The sequence below is a fragment of the Shinella sp. AETb1-6 genome (assembly GCF_009826875.1).
In the GTDB taxonomy this organism is placed as follows: Bacteria; Pseudomonadota; Alphaproteobacteria; order Rhizobiales; family Rhizobiaceae; genus Shinella; species Shinella sumterensis.
Genome location: NZ_WUMM01000005.1, coordinates 194,775 through 211,664, shown reverse-complemented (window position 1 = coordinate 211,664; position 16,890 = coordinate 194,775). Strand labels below are relative to the sequence as shown.

The following is a 16,890-nucleotide window of genomic DNA, read 5'->3' as shown; positions in this document are numbered from 1 at the left end:
GGTCTGTCCTAGGCATTACGGCGCAGCACAGACAGGCCTGTCGCACGATCGAACGCGTGCAGGTTTTCGCCGCTGACGGAGAAAGAGACCGGGGCGTCGCGCGTCGGCCGGCTGCCGGCCGGGACGAGGGCGCCGATTTCCTTGCCGCCGACACGGAAGGAGATGAGCGCGCTGTCGCCGTGGAACTCGACGAGATCGGTGACGCCGGCAAGCGTGTTCTCGCCGCCGCGGGCATCCGCCGACGGCGACAGGGCCGAGGGCCGAACGCCGAGCGTCAGCGCCTGGCCTTCGGTGATCTCGAAGCGCTCGCGGCTGACGCGGAACCGTACGCCGTCACCATCCAGCAGCCATGTGCTGCCGTCCGCGCGCGCCGTGACGTCGAGGAAGTTCATGTTCGGCGTGCCGATGAAGCCGGCGACGAACAGGGTTCGGGGCCGCTCGTAGATCTCCGCCGGTGTGCCGACCTGCTCGATGGCGCCGCCTTTCATCAGCACGATGCGGTCGGCGAGCGTCATGGCCTCGAGCTGGTCGTGGGTCACGTAGATCGTGGTGGTCTTCAGGCTCTGATGCAGGCGCGCGATCTCGACGCGCATGTGGTTGCGCAGCTTGGCGTCAAGGTTGGAAAGCGGCTCGTCGAAGAGGAAGACGCGCGGCGTCTTGATCATCGCGCGGGCGATCGCCACGCGCTGCTGCTGGCCGCCCGACAGTTCCGTCGGCTTGCGGGAGAGATACGGCTCCAACCCGAGCGTACCGGCAACCGTCTTGATACGGCTTTCGATTTCCGCCTTGTCGACCTTCATGCGCTTCAAGCCGAAGGCGATGTTGTCGTGGATCGTCATGTGCGGGTAGAGCGCATAGTTCTGGAACACCATGGCGACCCCGCGGTCACGCGGCTCCAGGTCGTTGACCGTGCGCCCGGCAATCGAGACCGTGCCGCCGGAGATTTCCTCCAGCCCGGCGATCATGCGCAAAAGCGTGGATTTTCCGCAGCCGGACGGGCCGAGGAAGACCACGAATTCATGGTCGTCGATTTCGAGGTTGAAGTCTTTGATGACGTTGACGGCACCGTAGGCCTTGTCGACATGGGAACAGACGATATTGGCCATGCTCACCCCTCCTCCGCGACAAGGATCTGCAATTTCACATCGGTCGGCCGCGCCTCCACCGCCCGGTCGAAGGCGGCGATGCTGTCCTTGAAGGCATAGGTGCCGGTGATCAGCGGCTTAAGGTCGACCTTGCCGGACGCGATGAGCTCCAGCGCGCGGTCGAAGACATTGGCGTAGCGGAAAACCGTCTCGATGCGCACCTCGCGCGAGATGGCGCCGGCCACGTCGAAACGCACGGCATCCACCGGCAGGCCGACGAGCACCGCCGCGCCGCCCGGCCGCACCAGATTGAAGAGGCCTTCGAAGGCCTTCGCGCTGCCGCTCGCCTCGAACACCACGTCGGCGCCCCAGCCGCGGGTGGCCGTATCGACGGCGGCGGCGAAGGTGGTTTCCTTGAGGTTGACCGCTTCGATGCCGGGATAGGCGGCGGCGATGGCGAGCTTCTCGGCGGAAAAGTCCGAGATCAGCACCCGGCTGCACCCGCCGGCCAGTGCCGCCAGCGCCACCATGATCCCGATCGGCCCCGCGCCGATGACGGCCGCGACATCGCCCGGCACGATGCGGGCGCGCGTCGCAGCCTGCATACCGATGGCGAAGGGCTCGACCATCGCGCCCTCGGCGAAGGAAACGCTGTCGGGCAGGCGATAGGTGAAGGCGGCGGGATGCACCGCATAGGGCGCGAGAATGCCGTGCACGGGGGGTGTCGCCCAGAAACGGACGGCGGGATCGACATTGTAGAGGCCGAGCTTCGAGGCACGCGAGGAGAGATCGGGAATGCCGGGCTCCATGCACACCCGGTCGCCGACGGCGAGCGAGCGCACATTCTCGCCGACCTCGACGATGGTGCCCGCCGCCTCGTGACCGAGCACCATGGGCGCGCGCAGCACATAGGGGCCGATGGCGCCGTGGGTGTAGTAATGCACGTCGCTGCCGCAGACACCGACCGTGTGGATGGCGATCTTCACATCGTCGGGGCCGACGGTCTGCGGGAGGTCGATGTCGCGAAGGGCAAGCACGCCCTTTTCTTCGAGAACCAAGGCTTGCATGGCTATATGTCCTGTCATCAATTGCTCTTGCGCCGGAAGGCATTGTTGAGAAGGCCGCTCAGAATGCCGATGAGCAGGAGCGGCGGTATGGAAAGCAGAACCACCGAGGCATTGAGGATGCCCCAGGGCACGTCGCGACCGAGCTGCGTGAGTTCCGAGGCGACGATCGGCAGCGTCTTGGCATCCGAGGTCGTCAGCATCAGCGCGATCAGGAACTCGTTCCAGACAAGCACGAAGGCGAAGGCAACGGCGCCGATCAGCGAGCGCGAGGCAATGGGCAATGCGGTCAGGAAGAACACGGCATAGGGCCCGTAGCCATCGACCCTTGCCGCCTCCTCCACTTCCTTCGGCACGCGGGCGAAGGCCGGGACGCCGAGCCAGATGACGGTGGCGAGCGTCAGCAGGGTATAGGTGACGATCAGCGAGAGCCGCGTGTCGTAGAAGCCAAGATCGAGCCAGATCACCATGAGCGGGATCGCCACGGCGACCGGCGGCAGGAACCGCAGGGACAGCACGAAGAACTGGATGTCGGCGGACCAGCGGTTGGGGTAGCGGGCAATCGCATAGGCGGCCGGCAGGCCGAGCAGCGCTCCGATCAGGACGGAACCGCCGGCGGCGATCACCGAATTGACGAGGCCGGCCGCCACGCTGTCGCGCCCCAGCACATAGGCGAAGTTGTCGAGTGTCGGCGTGAAGATGAAGAGCGGCGTCGGCGTCACGATGTCGACGCGGTTCTTGAAGGCGTTGATCGCCGTCCAGACCATCGGGAATATGGCGGAGAAGGCCGCGAGATAAAGCACGGACTTGCCGAGGAAACGTGACAGGCTCATGGCTTCACCCTCTTCCAGATCACCGTGAAGATGACCGTCGTCGCGACCATCATCAGCACCGCCATGCTGGAGGCGTAGGAGATGCGGCCGGATTCGATGAAGCCTTGCGAGAAGGCGTACATATCCAGCGTTTCCGTCACGATGCCGGGCCCGCCGCGGGTCATGACATAGATGAGGTCGAACGCGCGCAGTGACTCGATCATCTTGATGAAGGTGAGCGAGATGAGCGGCGCCTTGAGCATGGGAAGTGCCACATAGAGATAGACTTCCCAGGGGCGCGCGTGATCGAGCCGGGCGGCCTCGAAGGGCTGCGGCGGCAGCGTTTCCAGAAGCTTCAGCACGATGACACCGAAGAACGGCCCCCATTGCCAGACATCGACGAGCGCCACCGTCATCAGCGCCGTTGCCGGGTTCGACAGCAGGTCGAGCGGCTGGCCGGTTATCGCCTTGTAGGGATAGGTGACGATGCCGTAGAGCGGATGGAAGGCGAACTTCCAGACGAAGGCGGCCGAAACGCGCGGCAGGATGACCGGTACGAGGAAGATCAGCGTCAGCACCGCCCGCTGGCGCGCCGAGGCGAATTCGAACATCAGGATGCCGAGCACGATGGCCACCAGCAACGTCAGCGTGACCGTGACCAGCTCCCAGGTCAGCGACACGCCGATGGCATTGATAAAGCGGCGATCCGAAAAGAGATCGATGTAATTGGCAAGGCCGACGAAGCTGCCGTCCGGGCGGCTGAGCTCGCGGTTGCGGAAGGAAATGTAGATCGCATAGGCCGTCGGCACGAAGGCAAGCACCGCCAGGATGAGCAGCGGCGGCGCGAGGAAGACGGCAGGCAGGCGGGTTCTCGATGTCATGGATTTTCCTCGTGATCGCGCGGCCGCCGTCTCGGGAGTGCGGTGGCGGCCGCGCTGCTCAAGGCTTACTGGCTGCGAGCGACGAGCTCCTTGGCGAAGCCTTCGAGTTCGTTCAGGCCGTCCTTGATGTCCGTGCGTGAACCGGCAATCAACTCTTCGAGAATGATGCCCCAGCGGTCGCCGAGATCAGGCCAGAGCGGGCTCTGCCAGAAGTTGACAGCCGTCACCTTGCCGGTGTCGGCAAGCGCCTGGCCGAGGTCAGGCCCGTAGAGCTTGGCGAAGGTGTCGCTGGTCATGATGCTGGTGCGGTTCAGTTCGCTGAACTGGTTGGCCTCCAGGCGGCGCTGCTCGTTCTCCTTGGATGTTGCCCAGGCGATGAACAGGCCCGCGCAGGCCTTCGATGCGTCATCCGCATTGGCCTTGGTACCGATCGCAAGACCATGGCCGTAGCCACCGCCGGTGAGCGGTGTCGGCGGCGGCAGGTAGCCGACCTTGCCGGCGACCTGCGACGACTTCGGATCGATCGCCATGCCGACAAGCGGGGTCGACTCCACCAGCATCGCGACCTGACCGGACGTGAAAGCGCCGACCGATTCATCCCAGCCGCCGGTCTGCGTGCCGGGTGCGGAATACTTGAAGAGTTCGAGATAGGTCTCGGTGGCCTTCACGGCCGCCTCGCTGTTGAACTTCGGCTCGTTGCCGTCGAACCACTCGCCACCGAAGCCCTTGAAATAAGGCATCCAGCGCCAGACATTGGCGCCCGAGCCGCGCTGACCGCGCAACGCGATGCCATAAATGCCCTTGTCCGGCTGATGCAGCTTCTTGACGGCTTCCTTCATCTCGTCGAGCGTCGTCGGTGGCTTGACGCCGGCAGCTTCCAGCAGGTCCTTGCGGTAGACAAGCAGGTCGCCGCCGCCGGTCAGCGGTGCGAACCAGACCTTGCCGTCATAGGTCGCGACCTTCTGGCGGCCGGGATCGAAGTCGGCATAATCATATTCGGCGGGATAATAATCCATCAGCGGCGCGACCCAGCCGGCAGACGCGAACAGCGCCACATTGGCCTCGTCGATGTAATAGACATTGTACTTGCCGATGGTCGACGCATCCGCCTTGGTCTTGGCGCGACGGTCGTTCTCGTTGAGATAGTCGATTTCGAAGGATGCGCCGCCGGAAAGCTTGGCGAACTCGTCCTTGTGGCTTTCCAGAAGCGTCAGGCCGTCGCGCGGCTGGGCCAGCACACGGATGGTACCGGAGCATTCCGCCGCCAGCGCGACCGATGAGACAGAGCTGGCGAGAAGGCATGCATAGGCGATGCTCGAAACGAGCGTTTTCACGGATGTCATGGGTGAACCTCCCTCAAGGTATCGTTGGTCGGCGCGGCACGACCTCCTCGTCGCCTGCGCCAATCGTCCAGCGAATGACTTCGCTAAAATGCATATTATGCCGGGAAATCGCGGAAACTAGCGTGTCTGTTGCAGTGAATCTGTACTTTAATGCGCAATTTCATGCTGCACTGCGAAAAAACAACACTATCCGCGCAAGGTTTCATCGGGGACAGGGACATCGCCCCGCAGGGAGCGGCGTTGCGGCGTGAGCCGGCGATAAGCGGACGGCGTCATGCGATGCTGGCGCAGGAAGGTACGGTTGAAATTGGAAATGTTCATGTAGCCGACCTCGAAACAGATATCGGTGATCGGCATGTCGGTTTCCGCCAAAAGCTTGCAGGCCTGCCAGATGCGCAGCTTGTTGACATGGTCCGTGAAGGTGTTGCCGGTGTTCTTCTTGAAGAAGCGGGAGAAGGCGCTTTCGCTCATGCCAGCGAGATCGGCGACATCAGACAGGCGGATATCTGTCGCGAAGTTGCGGTAGATGAAGACGAGCGCGCGCTGGAGAGCATCGAGGGTTTCGGCGTCGAGCTTTGGCGAATATTCGGGCGATGACAGCACCTCGTATTCCGTCGAGCCGGCAAGCAGATCGAGCAGCTGAAGGAAAAGCACGAGCCGCGCCAAGCCCTTCTGCGTGCCCATGCGCTCGACGAGATCGGCGCCGCGCCCCAGCGTCTCGCCGCTGAAGACGAGGCCTCTTTGAGCACGAGCAAAGAAATCCTCCAGCTGCGCGAATTCCGGCAGCATCCGGGTCGCCCCGCGGATGCGATCAGGATGGAATTGCAAGACGACGTCGCGTCCCTCGATTACCTCGCCGGGTGCGGTCATCGTCACCCAGTCATGCGGCAGGTCACTGCCGATAACGGTCAGATATGTCGCGGAGAACGCGCCGATATAATCGCCGACAAAGGCCACTCCGGTGCCCTTGCGAATGAGATGGATCTCGAATTCCGGATGAAAGTTCCAGACATTGCGCTCCCACGGATAATCGTCGATGCGCCAGAGAAAGCTCTCGTCGATGCCCGTGATGATGTGCTCGAAGGTCGGCGGGCTGGCCGAAAGCGGGCTGAACTTCGGCTCTTGTATACTCCTGCGCTCCCGCATGCTGGTGGGGCTGCTCAATCCGTGCTCCTGCATTGCCACGACATCACAGCGGGCATTTTGACCACAAAACCGCGGCCGGACAACCGCCCCAGCTGCTACGGCTCCTCGCCTTCGGCATCCGTCTCGACGCCGGCCTCCACCGCTTCCGTCTGCACAGCCTGCCGGCTGAGCAGACCCGCATCCTCGAGCGCCTCGATATCGGGCAGGTCGCGCAGCGTCTGCATGCCGAAGGCGGTCAGGAACTGCTTCGTCGTCACATAGGTATAGGGCGCGCCCGGTGTGGGGCTGCGCGGGCCGGAAGCAAGGAAGCCGGCATTGCGTAGGGACGCGATCGTGTCGCGGCTTATCTCCTTGCCGAAAACCCGCGACAGCTCGGCTCGGGTCACCGGCTGGAAATAGGCGATCGCCATCAGCACCATGGCCTCGAAGTCCGATAAGGCAGCGGATGCGCTGCGCGTCGGCGCCTGCGACGCCCGGACCGTCTCCGCGTAACGGGGACGCGTTCGATGCTGCCAACCGCCCGCGACCGACACGATCTCGTAGGGCCGGCCGCGCAGTTCCTCCTGCAGATCGTCGATCAGGAGATCGAGGCTGCAATCCTTGCCGACGACGCGCGACAGCGTCTCGCGGCCGACCGGCGAAGCCGCGGCGAACAGGACTGCCTCGATGCGCAGCATCCACTCGCGCCAGCGCAGCTCGGCGGGCAGGTCGGCAAGCTCCCGGTCGAGCGACTGCTGGTCCTGCGCCCTGGATTTGCGGCCACGCCGTGCCTTCGTGCCGTCAGGTGCGTCCATCGTCACAGCCCGTAAATCCGGAAGGATGCGCGCCCGGAAAGCTCCCGGACGGCGGCGAAACCTTCCAGTCGTTCGAACAGGCGGGTGGCGGCCCAGCGGGACAGGTTGCTGCCGGGCGCCGATGCCGGCACGGCGTCGTCATCGAGCAGCCTTGCGATAACAGGCGCGGCTCCCTTGGTGCGCACCTTCGGCGCGACGGCGAGAAGTGTTTCGGCGCGATGCGCGATTTCGCCGGCAGACCGCAGGGCGGTCGTGGCCCCCTCGGCAAGCGCGACGCAGACGGCGCCGGCAAAAGCGGGTTCGCCGGGTTGCACCCGCCCCCGGCCTGCCGGCGTGCGGAAAGCCGCTCCGTAGCGCTCCGCCATCAGGAGTGGCACCGCGGAAGGCCAGTCGAGCATGCGCGCAATGAGCAGGTCGGCCAGCGCCCAGGCCAGCATCTCGCCATCGGGCCGGTCACGCATGATCGCCGTCAGCAGTGCAACGGCCGCGAAGGGCGGCGCCCGGCCCGATTGCAGCGCTGCATCCGCGTGATCGACCGCCGCCAGCAGCCGCTCGTCCGAGGCGAGGCCAAACAGGTCGGCCAGTTCGCCGACGGCCTTGGAGGAAAAGCCGGGCTTTCGCGCCGCAATCCGCCGGAACGCGACAGACACGCGCCCGGCCGGACCTGGATCGTCGCCCGCCGATGTCAGGAGCACGGCATCGCGCAGCGCCGCTTCGTCTTCGTTGCGTCCCATCAGACGCACGGCGACCCCTGCGCATTTCAAGGCCTGCCGCGCGCGCCAGCAGCCGGCCCAGACGGGCGCTGAACGCACGAGGTCGTCGAGCGCTTTCAGGGCAACGCCGGCGGCGAAAGCGGCATCGCTCTCATTAGGTTCGCCCCCGCGCGAGCGGATCCAGCCCGGCAGCTGCGGTACCGGCGTGGCGGCCGGTCGAGGGGATGAAACGCGCGAATCCATGTCGGTAGCCTACATTCCGCGTGCGGTTCTTGCCAGACGGATCGTGCACAACCGCACATGAAATGCGGCGCGCGGGAACTCGAAGGCCCGTCGCCGCCTCCAGAACAAAAAGGGCGCTCGACCCTTTCGGGGAGCGCCCTTTGGACCCGGACAACTACGAACGCGCGACGAGGGGGTTATCGCTGCAGGCAGTCATCGATGACGGGTTGTGAGCGTTAGATGGGGAGCCTCGCGGAGATATCAAGTCCCCCGCGGCGTCGCTGACCGCGGCGGTGATTTCGGCGATATCGTCGGCAGCTTCGTGCAAGGTCGCGCGGCATCGTGCTGGTCTCACCGCGCCCGGATTTTCAGCGGCCGATGCGGTCTCATTCGCAACGACATCAGCCATTCTTTCGAAACAGATGTAACGGATCGGAAACTCTTGCATATGTGCTTTCCAAACCGGGATCGAAGCCCATATACGTCGAACAAAATATCCGAGATCACCTGATGACGATCCCCGTAGAGCCGACCAGTGAAATGAGCCGACATGTCCAGGCGCTCGATTGGGGCAGCCATGGCTTGGGCAACCCGTCCGAATGGCCATCGGAATTGCGGATGGCGGTCAATCTGTGCCTGAACACATCTCTGCCCACTGCCATCTACTGGGGCGACGAGTTGCGGCTCATCTATAACGATGCCTGGGCTCCCATCGCCGGGGAGAAGCACCCGTGGGCGCTGGGGCGGCCGGCCCGTGAGGTCTGGGCGGACATATGGCATGTGATCCAGCCGCAATTGGCGGCGGTCATGACGACCGGCAAGGGATTTTCCGTCGCCGACCAGATGCTGCCGATGCAGCGTGGCGGCCGCGTGCAGCAGACCCATTGGGACTACAGCTTTGCGCCGATCGTCGATGACAGGGATCGCGTTCTCGGCATCTTCAACCAGGGCAACGAGACGACGGCGCGCCTTTCCGCGGAGCGCGCGCTTCGCGCCAGCGAAGAGCGACTGGAGTTCGCGCTGGGCGCCTCCAACACGGTCGGGACCTGGGATTGGGACGTTCCGAACGACACGATCATCGCGGACGCGCGCTTTGCCAAACTCTATGGTGTTCCGCGGGAGAGAGCCGCCGCGGGCGCGCCGATCGCCGAATTTTTCGCTGGATTGCACCCCGACGACCTGCCAGCGGTCCGAGACGCCATCAACACGGCGATGAAGACCGGAAAAAACTTCTCGCAAGAGTACCGGCTGTTGCAGCCGGATGGTACGAGCCGATGGGTGATCGCCGAAGGAAGGCCGACGCTTGCCCCGGATGGAACCGTCCTGCGCTTTCCCGGCGTCAGCTTCGACATCACCGAGCGAAAGAAGACCGAGGCCGCCCTACGCGACAGCGAGGAGCGGTTTCGTGCCATCACCAACTCGATCGACCAGATGCTCTGGTCGACGCTGCCGGATGGCCATCACGACTATTACAATCAGCGTTGGTACGACTTCACCGGCGTTCCCGTCGGTTCGACGGATGGAGAAGGCTGGAACGGCATGTTCCATCCCGACGACCAGGAGCGCGCCTGGAACGTCTGGCGTCAATGCCTGACGACCGGCGAGCCCTATCACATCGAATACCGCCTCCGGCACAAATCAGGCGCTTACCGCTGGGTGCTCGGCCGCGCGCAGGCGGTGCGCGACAATGCGGGCAACATCACGCGCTGGTTCGGCTCCTGCACGGATATCCAGGACATCGTCGACGCGCGGGAAGTCCTTGCCCGTTCGCGCGAAGAGCTCGAAAAGGCGGTCGAGGAGCGGACCACCAAGCTGATGGAAGCCGAAGCCCAGCTTCGTCACGCGCAGAAGATGGAAGCCGTCGGACAACTGACCGGTGGAGTGGCGCATGACTTCAACAACATGCTTGCGGTTATCCTGGGCGCGATGAACCTTCTGGAACGGCGGCTCGCGCGCGGCGAAACCGATCTCAGCCGCTACATCGAGGCAGCCAAGGACGGCGCGAACCGGGCGGCCGCCCTCACCCAGCGCCTGCTGGCCTTCTCCCGCCGGCAACCGCTCCAGCCCGAGGTGATCGAGCCGAACCGCATGGTTTCGGGCATGACGGAGCTTCTGGCCCGCGCGCTTGGCGAACAGATCCAGGTGGAAACGGTGATGGCGGCCGGGCTGTGGAGGATCAACGCCGATCCGAGCCAGTTGGAAAATGCGATCCTCAATCTCGCCGTCAACGGCCGCGATGCGATGCCCCAGGGCGGCAAGCTCACGGTGGAAACCGCCAACACCTTCATCGCCGAGGATTATGCCAGAGAGCATTCCATGTCCGTCGGTCAATATGTCATGATCGCCGTGACGGACACCGGCGCGGGCATGACGAAAGACACGCTGGCCAAAGCGTTCGATCCGTTTTTCACGACCAAGGAAGTGGGCAAGGGATCCGGCCTCGGCCTCAGCCAGGTTTTCGGTTTCGTCAGGCAATCGGGCGGGCATGTCAGGATCTATTCGGAGCTCGGACACGGCACCAATGTGAAGATCTACCTGCCCCGTCATTACGGCACCGGCGAAACCAAGAACCTCGCGCCGCTCGGCAATGAGCCGGCGCGCGGCAGGCGTGACGAACTTGTTCTCGTGGTGGAGGATGACGAGCGCGTCCGCACCTTCTCGACCGAAGCGCTGCGCGAACTTGGCTATACCGTCGCGGAAGCCGCGAATGGACCTGCGGCCCTGGCGCTCCTCGATGCCGGATTGAAGCCGACCCTTTTGTTTACGGACGTCGTCATGCCGCAGATGAGCGGTCGCGAGCTTGCCGAAATCGCAGCCTCGAAGGTCGCCAATCTCAAGGTGCTTTATACGACCGGCTATACGCGCAATGCCGTGGTCCATAACGGCATCCTCGACCCTGGCACGCACCTGCTCCAGAAGCCATTCAGCCTCGACCAGCTTGCCGAGAAGATCCGCCACGTTTTGGATGGATAGCCATTTTCGGCGGCGTGGAACCTTTTTTCCTTCTGTCCATTTCAGGAGGCTTTTTCCACTCATCTCGCTTGATCGAGGCCGCCGCGCATGCAGTCCACGCCATCGACACCTGCCGGCCGGTCGCTCGTCGCGCTCGCCGTCCTGAACTTCTTTCTGGCCGATGCGCGGGACGGCCTGGGTCCGTTCCTGGATGGCTTTCTCGCCACCCGCGGCTGGTCTTCGATGACGCTTGGGTTCGTCGCAACGCTTGGCGGCGTACTCGGCATGATCGCAACACCGCTCTTCGGCGCATGGGTGGATGCGTCACGGCATAAGCGCGCCTTGATCATCCTTCCCGTGCTGCTCGTCACGGCTGCGGCCCTCTGGACGCTGGCCAGCCCGTCCAACGCGTCCGTCTTCGGCGGCCAGTCGGCGACCGCCATCGTCGGCGCGGTCATCGGCCCGGCCTTGATGGGACTGACGCTCGGTCTTGTCGGCGAACGCCGCTTCTCCGATCAGGTCGCGCGCAACGAGTTCTGGAACCATGCCGGAAACGTGGTCTCGCTGGCGGCGATCTATGTTGCAACCAGCTGTTACGGCGAGATGGGCGTCATCGTGATGATGATCGTGACCGCAGCGGCCACCATCGTCGCCGTCCTTGCCATCGATCCGTCCAAGGTAGACCATGCGGTGGCGCGCGGCCTCGCCCATGACGAAGGCGAGCCGGGACCATCAGGCTTTGCCGTGTTGGTGAGCCGTAAGGGGCTGATCCTTCTCGCGATCACGCTGATGATCTTTCACTTCGGCAACGCCCCCATCAGCCGTCTGATCGCCCAGGATTTTTCCATCCAGCTTGGCACCCCCTTCCGAACGACCGCCATCACCACCGGTGTCGCACAGCTTTCCATGATCGTCATGGCGGTGGCGGCCCCCCTGCTCATCCGCCGGTTCGGCCTGGCAAGCGTCTTTCTCCTGGCGCTTGCCGCACTACCCATCCGCGGGGCCCTTGCCGGCACGTTTTCGAGCTTTGCCTGGATCTACCCCGTGCAGATCCTCGACGGTGTGGGCGCAGGCCTCCTCGGCATTGCCACTCCCATCGCCGCGGAGCACATCCTGGCGGGAACCGGACGCTTTAACGTGGGCCTTGCCGCCGTCATGACGGTGCAGGGGATTGGCGCATCGCTCAGCAATGTGGTAGCGGGATGGCTGACCGATATCGGCGGTTACGGCTTGGCCTACTGGGTCCACGGCGCAGTGTCGATCTTGGCCTTCGTCGTGTTCTGTACCGCGCATCGCCTGATCGCGCCGGCACGGTCGGACGACGAGGGAGACCACCGCAACGCGATGACCGCGCCCTCCTGAGAACGTTTATGAGCACCTTTTCACTGACCTGGATTGTCGCGGGCCTTACGGTGACCGGCGTCGTCCTTCGTCCCTTCGCCTGGCCGGAGGCCGTCTGGGCGCTCGCCGGCGCCACGCTGCTCGTGGTTGTCGGCTCGCTTGCGCCATCCGCAGCGCTGGAGGCCGTAGGGCGAGGTACGGATGTCTACCTCTTCCTCATCGGCATGATGCTGCTGTCGGAGATCGCGCGCCGCGAGCGGCTGTTCGACTGGCTGGCCGCCTTCGCCACATCGCATGCCCGCGGCTCGCCGCGCCGGCTCTTCGTGCTGATATATGGATGCGGCATTCTGGTCACCGCGTTTCTCTCGAACGACGCCACCGCCGTCGTCCTCACACCCGCCGTCTACGCCGCGTGCAAGGCGGCAAAGGTGCGCGATCCCATGCCCTACCTGCTGATCTGCGCGTTCATCGCCAACGCCGCGAGTTTCGTGCTGCCCATTTCCAATCCGGCCAATCTCGTCGTCTTCGGCAACGGCACCATGCCCTCGCTGCTGCACTGGCTGAGCCTGTTTGCGCTTCCCTCCGTTGTCGCCATCCTCGTCACCTTCGCCGCACTCTGGTGGACACAGCGCAAGGCCCTGGCAGAAGACACCGTCTCCACCACGGTCGAAGTCGTTTCACTGACACGCCAGGCGCGGCTTGCCGGCCTGGCGCTTTGCGTCACCGCCGTTCTGCTTGTGGCGGTATCGGCGCTCGGCGGCGATCTCGGCCTGACAACGTTCCTCGCCGGCGCGGTGACGACCGCCCTGATCCTGATCGCCAATCGCGAGGGGCCCGGCGACATCCTCCGTGGCATTTCCTGGACCGCCCTTCTCCTCGTGGCCGGCCTCTTCGTCGTGGTCGAGGCGACGGAGGCCACCGGACTTCATACCCTGATCGGCGGCTGGATCGTGCAGAGCGCAGCGCAGAGCGTCTACGCCACAGCCTTCGCATCGGGCATTGCCGCGGCACTCTTCTCCAATCTTGCGAACAATCTTCCGGTCGGGCTTCTGGCGGCAAGCGCCCTTCACACGGCCGACATGCCACAACTCGTATCGGCGGCCACGATGATCGGCGTCGACCTCGGCCCCAACCTGTCCGTCACCGGATCGCTCGCCACCATCCTGTGGCTGGCGGCGCTGCGCCGGGAAGGGCTGCATATCGGCGCATGGCAATTCCTGAAAATCGGTGCAGTCGTTGCCACACCGGCCGTCATCCTGTCGCTCGCGACGCTCATTATCGTGGGGCCGCTCACATCCCTGCAGTAAGCCGAGGCGTGCCGCTATCGCTTTTGCAGGAGCGACGTCAGCGCCGAAACGATGGTGTTTCGGCTGTAGGGTTTGTGAACGATCGGGACACCCGCAAGCTCTTCCGGGAGCTGTGCATTTTCGCCGTAGCCGGTCGCGAAGACGAACGGGATGGATTTCCGCCGAAGCTCCTCGGCAACCGGGAAGGATGTGGTCTGGCCCAGATTGATGTCCAGGATGGCAAGGTCCGGCGCCTCGGTTTCGATCTGTGCCATTGCCTGCCGGACTGAACTCGTCGTCATCACTCTGGTCAGTCTCTCGTCCGCAAGCATAGCCTCCAGATCCAGTGCAATGAGGATCTGGTCTTCCAGGATCAGAACCGAAGGATCGGCCGCAGCCAACGTGTTTTCCGCTTGCGGCGCGCGCTCGACGGCCCGCTTCGCCGTTTCCACCTTGGACGCTGTCAGCTTCACATGCAGCGGGGGAATGCGGAATTCCGCAACGAGGCCCGACGGGTCGAACTTGATCAGGCTTTCGCCGCCAAGGTCATAGGGCACGCTGCGATCGATAAGGGCACTGCCAAAGCCGCTGCGCGAGGGAATGGTGACGACCGGTCCGCCTTGCTCCCGCCAACGGATTTCGCAGGTTCCCGTCGCCGTCATCTCCCACGTCACAGCGACAGTGCCGGTCGGCACCGAAAGGGCACCATACTTCGCCGCATTGGTGGCAAGTTCGTGAAAGACCAGCGCCATGACGGAAAAAGCGCGGCTGTCCAGCCAGATCGCCGGGCCTTCGAGGACGATCGTCGCCTCCTTGGCCCGGTAGGGCCGGAGTTCGGCATCGAGAAGCTCGGCGAGTATGCCGCCCCCATCGCCGCGTACGACCTGGTCATGTGCGATGGCCAATGCCTCGATCCGTCCTTGCAACGTCGCGACATATTGCTCCAGCGTATTCTTATGGTGCTGGGGACTCGTCACCAGAGACTTGATGACCGCCAGGATGTTCTTCACCCGGTGGCTCAGTTCCTCGTTCAACATGCGCTGGCGCACTTCCGACTTGCGCCGCTCCCCCGCCATAAGCTCGTTCTGCCGAAGAACGATTTCAACGATTGCGACGCGCACAATCTCGGCGATCTCGCGCTCGGATTCGGCCCAGGACTGCGCCTGTCCCTTCACCGTCTCCTTCCAGATCGCGAAGCTCTTGCGCGGCGTCAGACGATCGCCGAGCGGGCCTGCCTCGTAGGTCTTATCGGGATTGCCCGCCCAATTCAGCGTCTGGACGAGTTCCTTGCGGAAGAAGAACAGGCAGTCCGATCCCGTCTGCGACAGCGGAATGGCGAGCACACCGGACACGCGGTCGCCGTAGGCGCTCGCTTCGGGCATTCTCTGAGACAGGCTGTGGGTCGCCCAGATACGCCCCTCTCCCACCCGCTGCACGAAATCGAGAAGACCAGGCAACGCATCATCCGGTGGCGTGGCACCCGTGCCGGTCCACCGGCCATCGAACATGACGCCGGCGCCATCATTGGGCAGAAGCCGGGAAAACTCGTGCAGGCTCTGGCGCAGCAGGGCGCCGAGATCTTCATGATGGGAGGAAAGGATCAGAAAGCGATCGAGCGCCTCGCGCGTTCCCGCCACGGCGGCTACGCGCTGGCGCTCCTTGAGCGATTTGAGGTGCAGGGAGAAGAACTCACCGAACACCTCCATCGCGACACGCTGCGCCATCGGTAGAACGCGCGGCGCGTAGTGGTGGCACGCGATCAGTCCCCACAGCGAGCCGTCGAGCACGATCGAGATGGACATCGAGGCGGCAACGCCCATGTTACGCAGGTACTCGCAATGGATCGGCGATACGCTGCGCAGATGCGCGAAGCTGAGATCGAGTGGTTCACCGGACGCATCCAGCGCGGGCTCGATCGGCACGCGGCTGCCGCTGGAATCCGCAATCACCCGGATCGTGTTCTTGAGGTAGAGCGTTCGCGCCTGCTGCGGAATGTCGCTCGCGGGAAAGTACTGCCCGAGAAAGCTCTCCAGATCCGCACGCTTGGTTTCGCTCACCACCTTGCCCGAACCGTCTGGTTCGAAGCGGTAGACCATGACCCGGTCATATCCTGTCACGCCAGCGACGACGCGGCCCGCGCGCTGCACGAGCCGCTCCACCTCCGTGACATCGCTGATCCGGCCGATCATCTCGCGGGCGATGTGCAAGGGCTGGCCGACAGACGGTGCCAGCTCGAATTCGATGATGACCGCAGACTTGTAATGATGGATTGCGATATCGAAGACGCGTTCACCAAGTGCCACGTCCAGCATAAGCGCCGGCCGCGATGCCGAATTGGTGGCAGCTATGGCGTTGCGAAGATCGTGCAGCAACTGTTCGCCGAGCACCTCGGCAGCATCCCGGCCGACAAGGTTGCCGGGATATCCGATAATATCGGCGGCATTGGCGGACGCACGCTCGATCCGCGTCAGGCTTATATCGCACGCGATCAGGCATCCGTGCGGCTGGATGCTGCCGGGAATGTGGATCGGCTCACGATCGCAGGTACTCAGGTTTACAGCATCACTGGTAGACAACACGACCACTTTCAAAGCATCGCAAGGCAAGGGCAAAGACCTCATTGGCCGTCGCGGCCGCGCGGTCCATATCGAAATCGCCTGCGTCGTCCAACAATACTAGGAACGACTGCCACTGCGCTATATCATTTGACATAAGGGACAGATGTCTCGCCCCGTATCCGCCGGTCATGCCCAGATCGGCAGCACGCTGCCTTAGAACACGGGCGCCGAGGGTCGATCCCTCAAGCACATAAAGGGCGCCAAGCAAGGCACTTGGATCGCTGAGGTCGATCACCACCTTCATCGACCGGGCGACCTCCAGCCCCAGATCGTGCGCATCCTGAGCCAACGCTGCCGAGACCATGGTGGGCCGCCAACGCCACTGAGCGGGCCAGGCGACACCTGCCAGCTGGTCATCCATCGTGGCTCGGAATGTGCCGAGAACGCCGACATAGCGGCCATAGCTTTGCACGCTGTCAAACGCGCCAACGGCCGCGTCCAGCCGCTCGTGGCCATCGCGTGTCCGGTCTCTCAGTTCAAAGCGTCGTTCGCTGTAAGCCATGTGCCTCGGTCGTTCGAATTCAGGCGCCATGTCGCGTTCCATCGCGGCATGGCAGTGTTGGAATCGGATCTGGACAACTGACGGACGGCTACGCCGCCGCGCCGCCGATGAGGTCCTTAACACGGCGTGCG

13 protein-coding genes are annotated in these 16,890 nt (G+C 63.9%); 3 read left to right on the top strand and 10 right to left on the bottom strand.

Annotated features, from left to right (window positions below; translation table 11 throughout):
• Positions 1-8: 8 nt before the first annotated feature.
• From GR158_RS10880 to GR158_RS10845, 8 genes are all read right to left on the bottom strand, one after another.
• Positions 9-1,106 carry an ABC transporter ATP-binding protein gene (locus tag GR158_RS10880; RefSeq protein ID WP_160871107.1) on the bottom strand — a complete coding sequence of 366 codons (1,098 nt, stop codon included), beginning with the start codon at positions 1,104-1,106 and terminating at the stop codon, positions 9-11.
• Between the two features lie 2 nt (positions 1,107-1,108).
• Positions 1,109-2,152, bottom strand: a complete 1,044-nt coding sequence (locus GR158_RS10875; RefSeq protein ID WP_134651111.1) for an NAD(P)-dependent alcohol dehydrogenase — start codon at positions 2,150-2,152, stop codon at positions 1,109-1,111.
• A gap of 17 nt (positions 2,153-2,169) precedes the next feature.
• Positions 2,170-2,982, bottom strand: a complete 813-nt coding sequence (locus tag GR158_RS10870) for a carbohydrate ABC transporter permease (RefSeq protein ID WP_160871106.1) — start codon at positions 2,980-2,982, stop codon at positions 2,170-2,172.
• Positions 2,979-3,842 (bottom strand): carbohydrate ABC transporter permease, encoded by an 864-nt coding sequence (locus GR158_RS10865; protein ID WP_160871105.1) that lies wholly within the window; start codon positions 3,840-3,842, stop codon positions 2,979-2,981. Before GR158_RS10865 ends, GR158_RS10870 begins: the two co-directional genes overlap by 4 nt.
• A 65-nt stretch (positions 3,843-3,907) precedes the next feature.
• Entirely contained in the window at positions 3,908-5,185 is a 1,278-nt protein-coding gene (locus GR158_RS10860; protein ID WP_134651117.1) for a sugar ABC transporter substrate-binding protein, read from the bottom strand.
• A 186-nt stretch (positions 5,186-5,371) separates the two neighbouring features.
• Positions 5,372-6,331, bottom strand: coding sequence for an AraC family transcriptional regulator (locus tag GR158_RS10855; protein ID WP_160871221.1), 960 nt, complete (start codon positions 6,329-6,331; stop codon positions 5,372-5,374).
• A gap of 95 nt (positions 6,332-6,426) precedes the next feature.
• A complete protein-coding gene (locus tag GR158_RS10850) occupies positions 6,427-7,125 on the bottom strand; it encodes an SMC-Scp complex subunit ScpB (protein ID WP_160871104.1) in 699 nt (232 codons plus the stop codon).
• 2 nt (positions 7,126-7,127) lie between these two features.
• The gene (locus tag GR158_RS10845; protein ID WP_160871103.1) at positions 7,128-8,081 is read right to left on the bottom strand and encodes a DUF1403 family protein; all 954 of its coding nucleotides are present in this window, start codon (positions 8,079-8,081) and stop codon (positions 7,128-7,130) included.
• 489 nt (positions 8,082-8,570) lie between these two features.
• On the opposite strand from GR158_RS10845, the gene GR158_RS10840 reads away from it, so the two are divergent.
• From GR158_RS10840 to GR158_RS10830, 3 genes are all read left to right on the top strand, one after another.
• Positions 8,571-11,033, top strand: a complete 2,463-nt coding sequence (locus tag GR158_RS10840) for a PAS domain-containing protein (RefSeq protein ID WP_202402239.1) — start codon at positions 8,571-8,573, stop codon at positions 11,031-11,033.
• Between the two features lie 87 nt (positions 11,034-11,120).
• Positions 11,121-12,374 (top strand): MFS transporter, encoded by a 1,254-nt coding sequence (locus GR158_RS10835; RefSeq protein WP_160871102.1) that lies wholly within the window; start codon positions 11,121-11,123, stop codon positions 12,372-12,374.
• A gap of 8 nt (positions 12,375-12,382) precedes the next feature.
• On the top strand, positions 12,383-13,660 hold the full coding sequence (locus tag GR158_RS10830; RefSeq protein ID WP_160871101.1) for an arsenic transporter: 1,278 nt from the start codon (positions 12,383-12,385) through the stop codon (positions 13,658-13,660).
• Between the two features lie 14 nt (positions 13,661-13,674).
• Here the strand turns inward: GR158_RS10830 and GR158_RS10825 are convergent, their stop codons facing one another.
• Both GR158_RS10825 and GR158_RS10820 read right to left on the bottom strand, forming a co-directional pair.
• Positions 13,675-16,218, bottom strand: coding sequence for an HWE histidine kinase domain-containing protein (locus tag GR158_RS10825; RefSeq protein WP_371731637.1), 2,544 nt, complete (start codon positions 16,216-16,218; stop codon positions 13,675-13,677).
• Positions 16,202-16,789 carry a biliverdin-producing heme oxygenase gene (locus GR158_RS10820; protein ID WP_210253300.1) on the bottom strand — a complete coding sequence of 196 codons (588 nt, stop codon included), beginning with the start codon at positions 16,787-16,789 and terminating at the stop codon, positions 16,202-16,204. Before GR158_RS10820 ends, GR158_RS10825 begins: the two co-directional genes overlap by 17 nt.
• Positions 16,790-16,890 lie beyond the last annotated feature (101 nt).

Bases quoted from the DNA above. Each gene is read 5' to 3' on its own strand.
- GR158_RS10880 (WP_160871107.1), bottom strand. From the start codon at position 1,106: ATGGCCAATATCGTCTGTTCCCATGTCGACAAGGCCTACGGTGCCGTC.
- GR158_RS10875 (WP_134651111.1), bottom strand. From the start codon at position 2,152: ATGCAAGCCTTGGTTCTCGAAGAAAAGGGCGTGCTTGCCCTTCGCGAC.
- GR158_RS10870 (WP_160871106.1), bottom strand. From the start codon at position 2,982: ATGAGCCTGTCACGTTTCCTCGGCAAGTCCGTGCTTTATCTCGCGGCC.
- GR158_RS10865 (WP_160871105.1), bottom strand. From the start codon at position 3,842: ATGACATCGAGAACCCGCCTGCCTGCCGTCTTCCTCGCGCCGCCGCTG.
- GR158_RS10860 (WP_134651117.1), bottom strand. From the start codon at position 5,185: ATGACATCCGTGAAAACGCTCGTTTCGAGCATCGCCTATGCATGCCTT.
- GR158_RS10855 (WP_160871221.1), bottom strand. From the start codon at position 6,331: ATGCGGGAGCGCAGGAGTATACAAGAGCCGAAGTTCAGCCCGCTTTCG.
- GR158_RS10850 (WP_160871104.1), bottom strand. From the start codon at position 7,125: ATGGACGCACCTGACGGCACGAAGGCACGGCGTGGCCGCAAATCCAGG.
- GR158_RS10845 (WP_160871103.1), bottom strand. From the start codon at position 8,081: ATGGATTCGCGCGTTTCATCCCCTCGACCGGCCGCCACGCCGGTACCG.
- GR158_RS10840 (WP_202402239.1), top strand. From the start codon at position 8,571: ATGACGATCCCCGTAGAGCCGACCAGTGAAATGAGCCGACATGTCCAG.
- GR158_RS10835 (WP_160871102.1), top strand. From the start codon at position 11,121: ATGCAGTCCACGCCATCGACACCTGCCGGCCGGTCGCTCGTCGCGCTC.
- GR158_RS10830 (WP_160871101.1), top strand. From the start codon at position 12,383: ATGAGCACCTTTTCACTGACCTGGATTGTCGCGGGCCTTACGGTGACC.
- GR158_RS10820 (WP_210253300.1), bottom strand. From the start codon at position 16,789: ATGGCGCCTGAATTCGAACGACCGAGGCACATGGCTTACAGCGAACGA.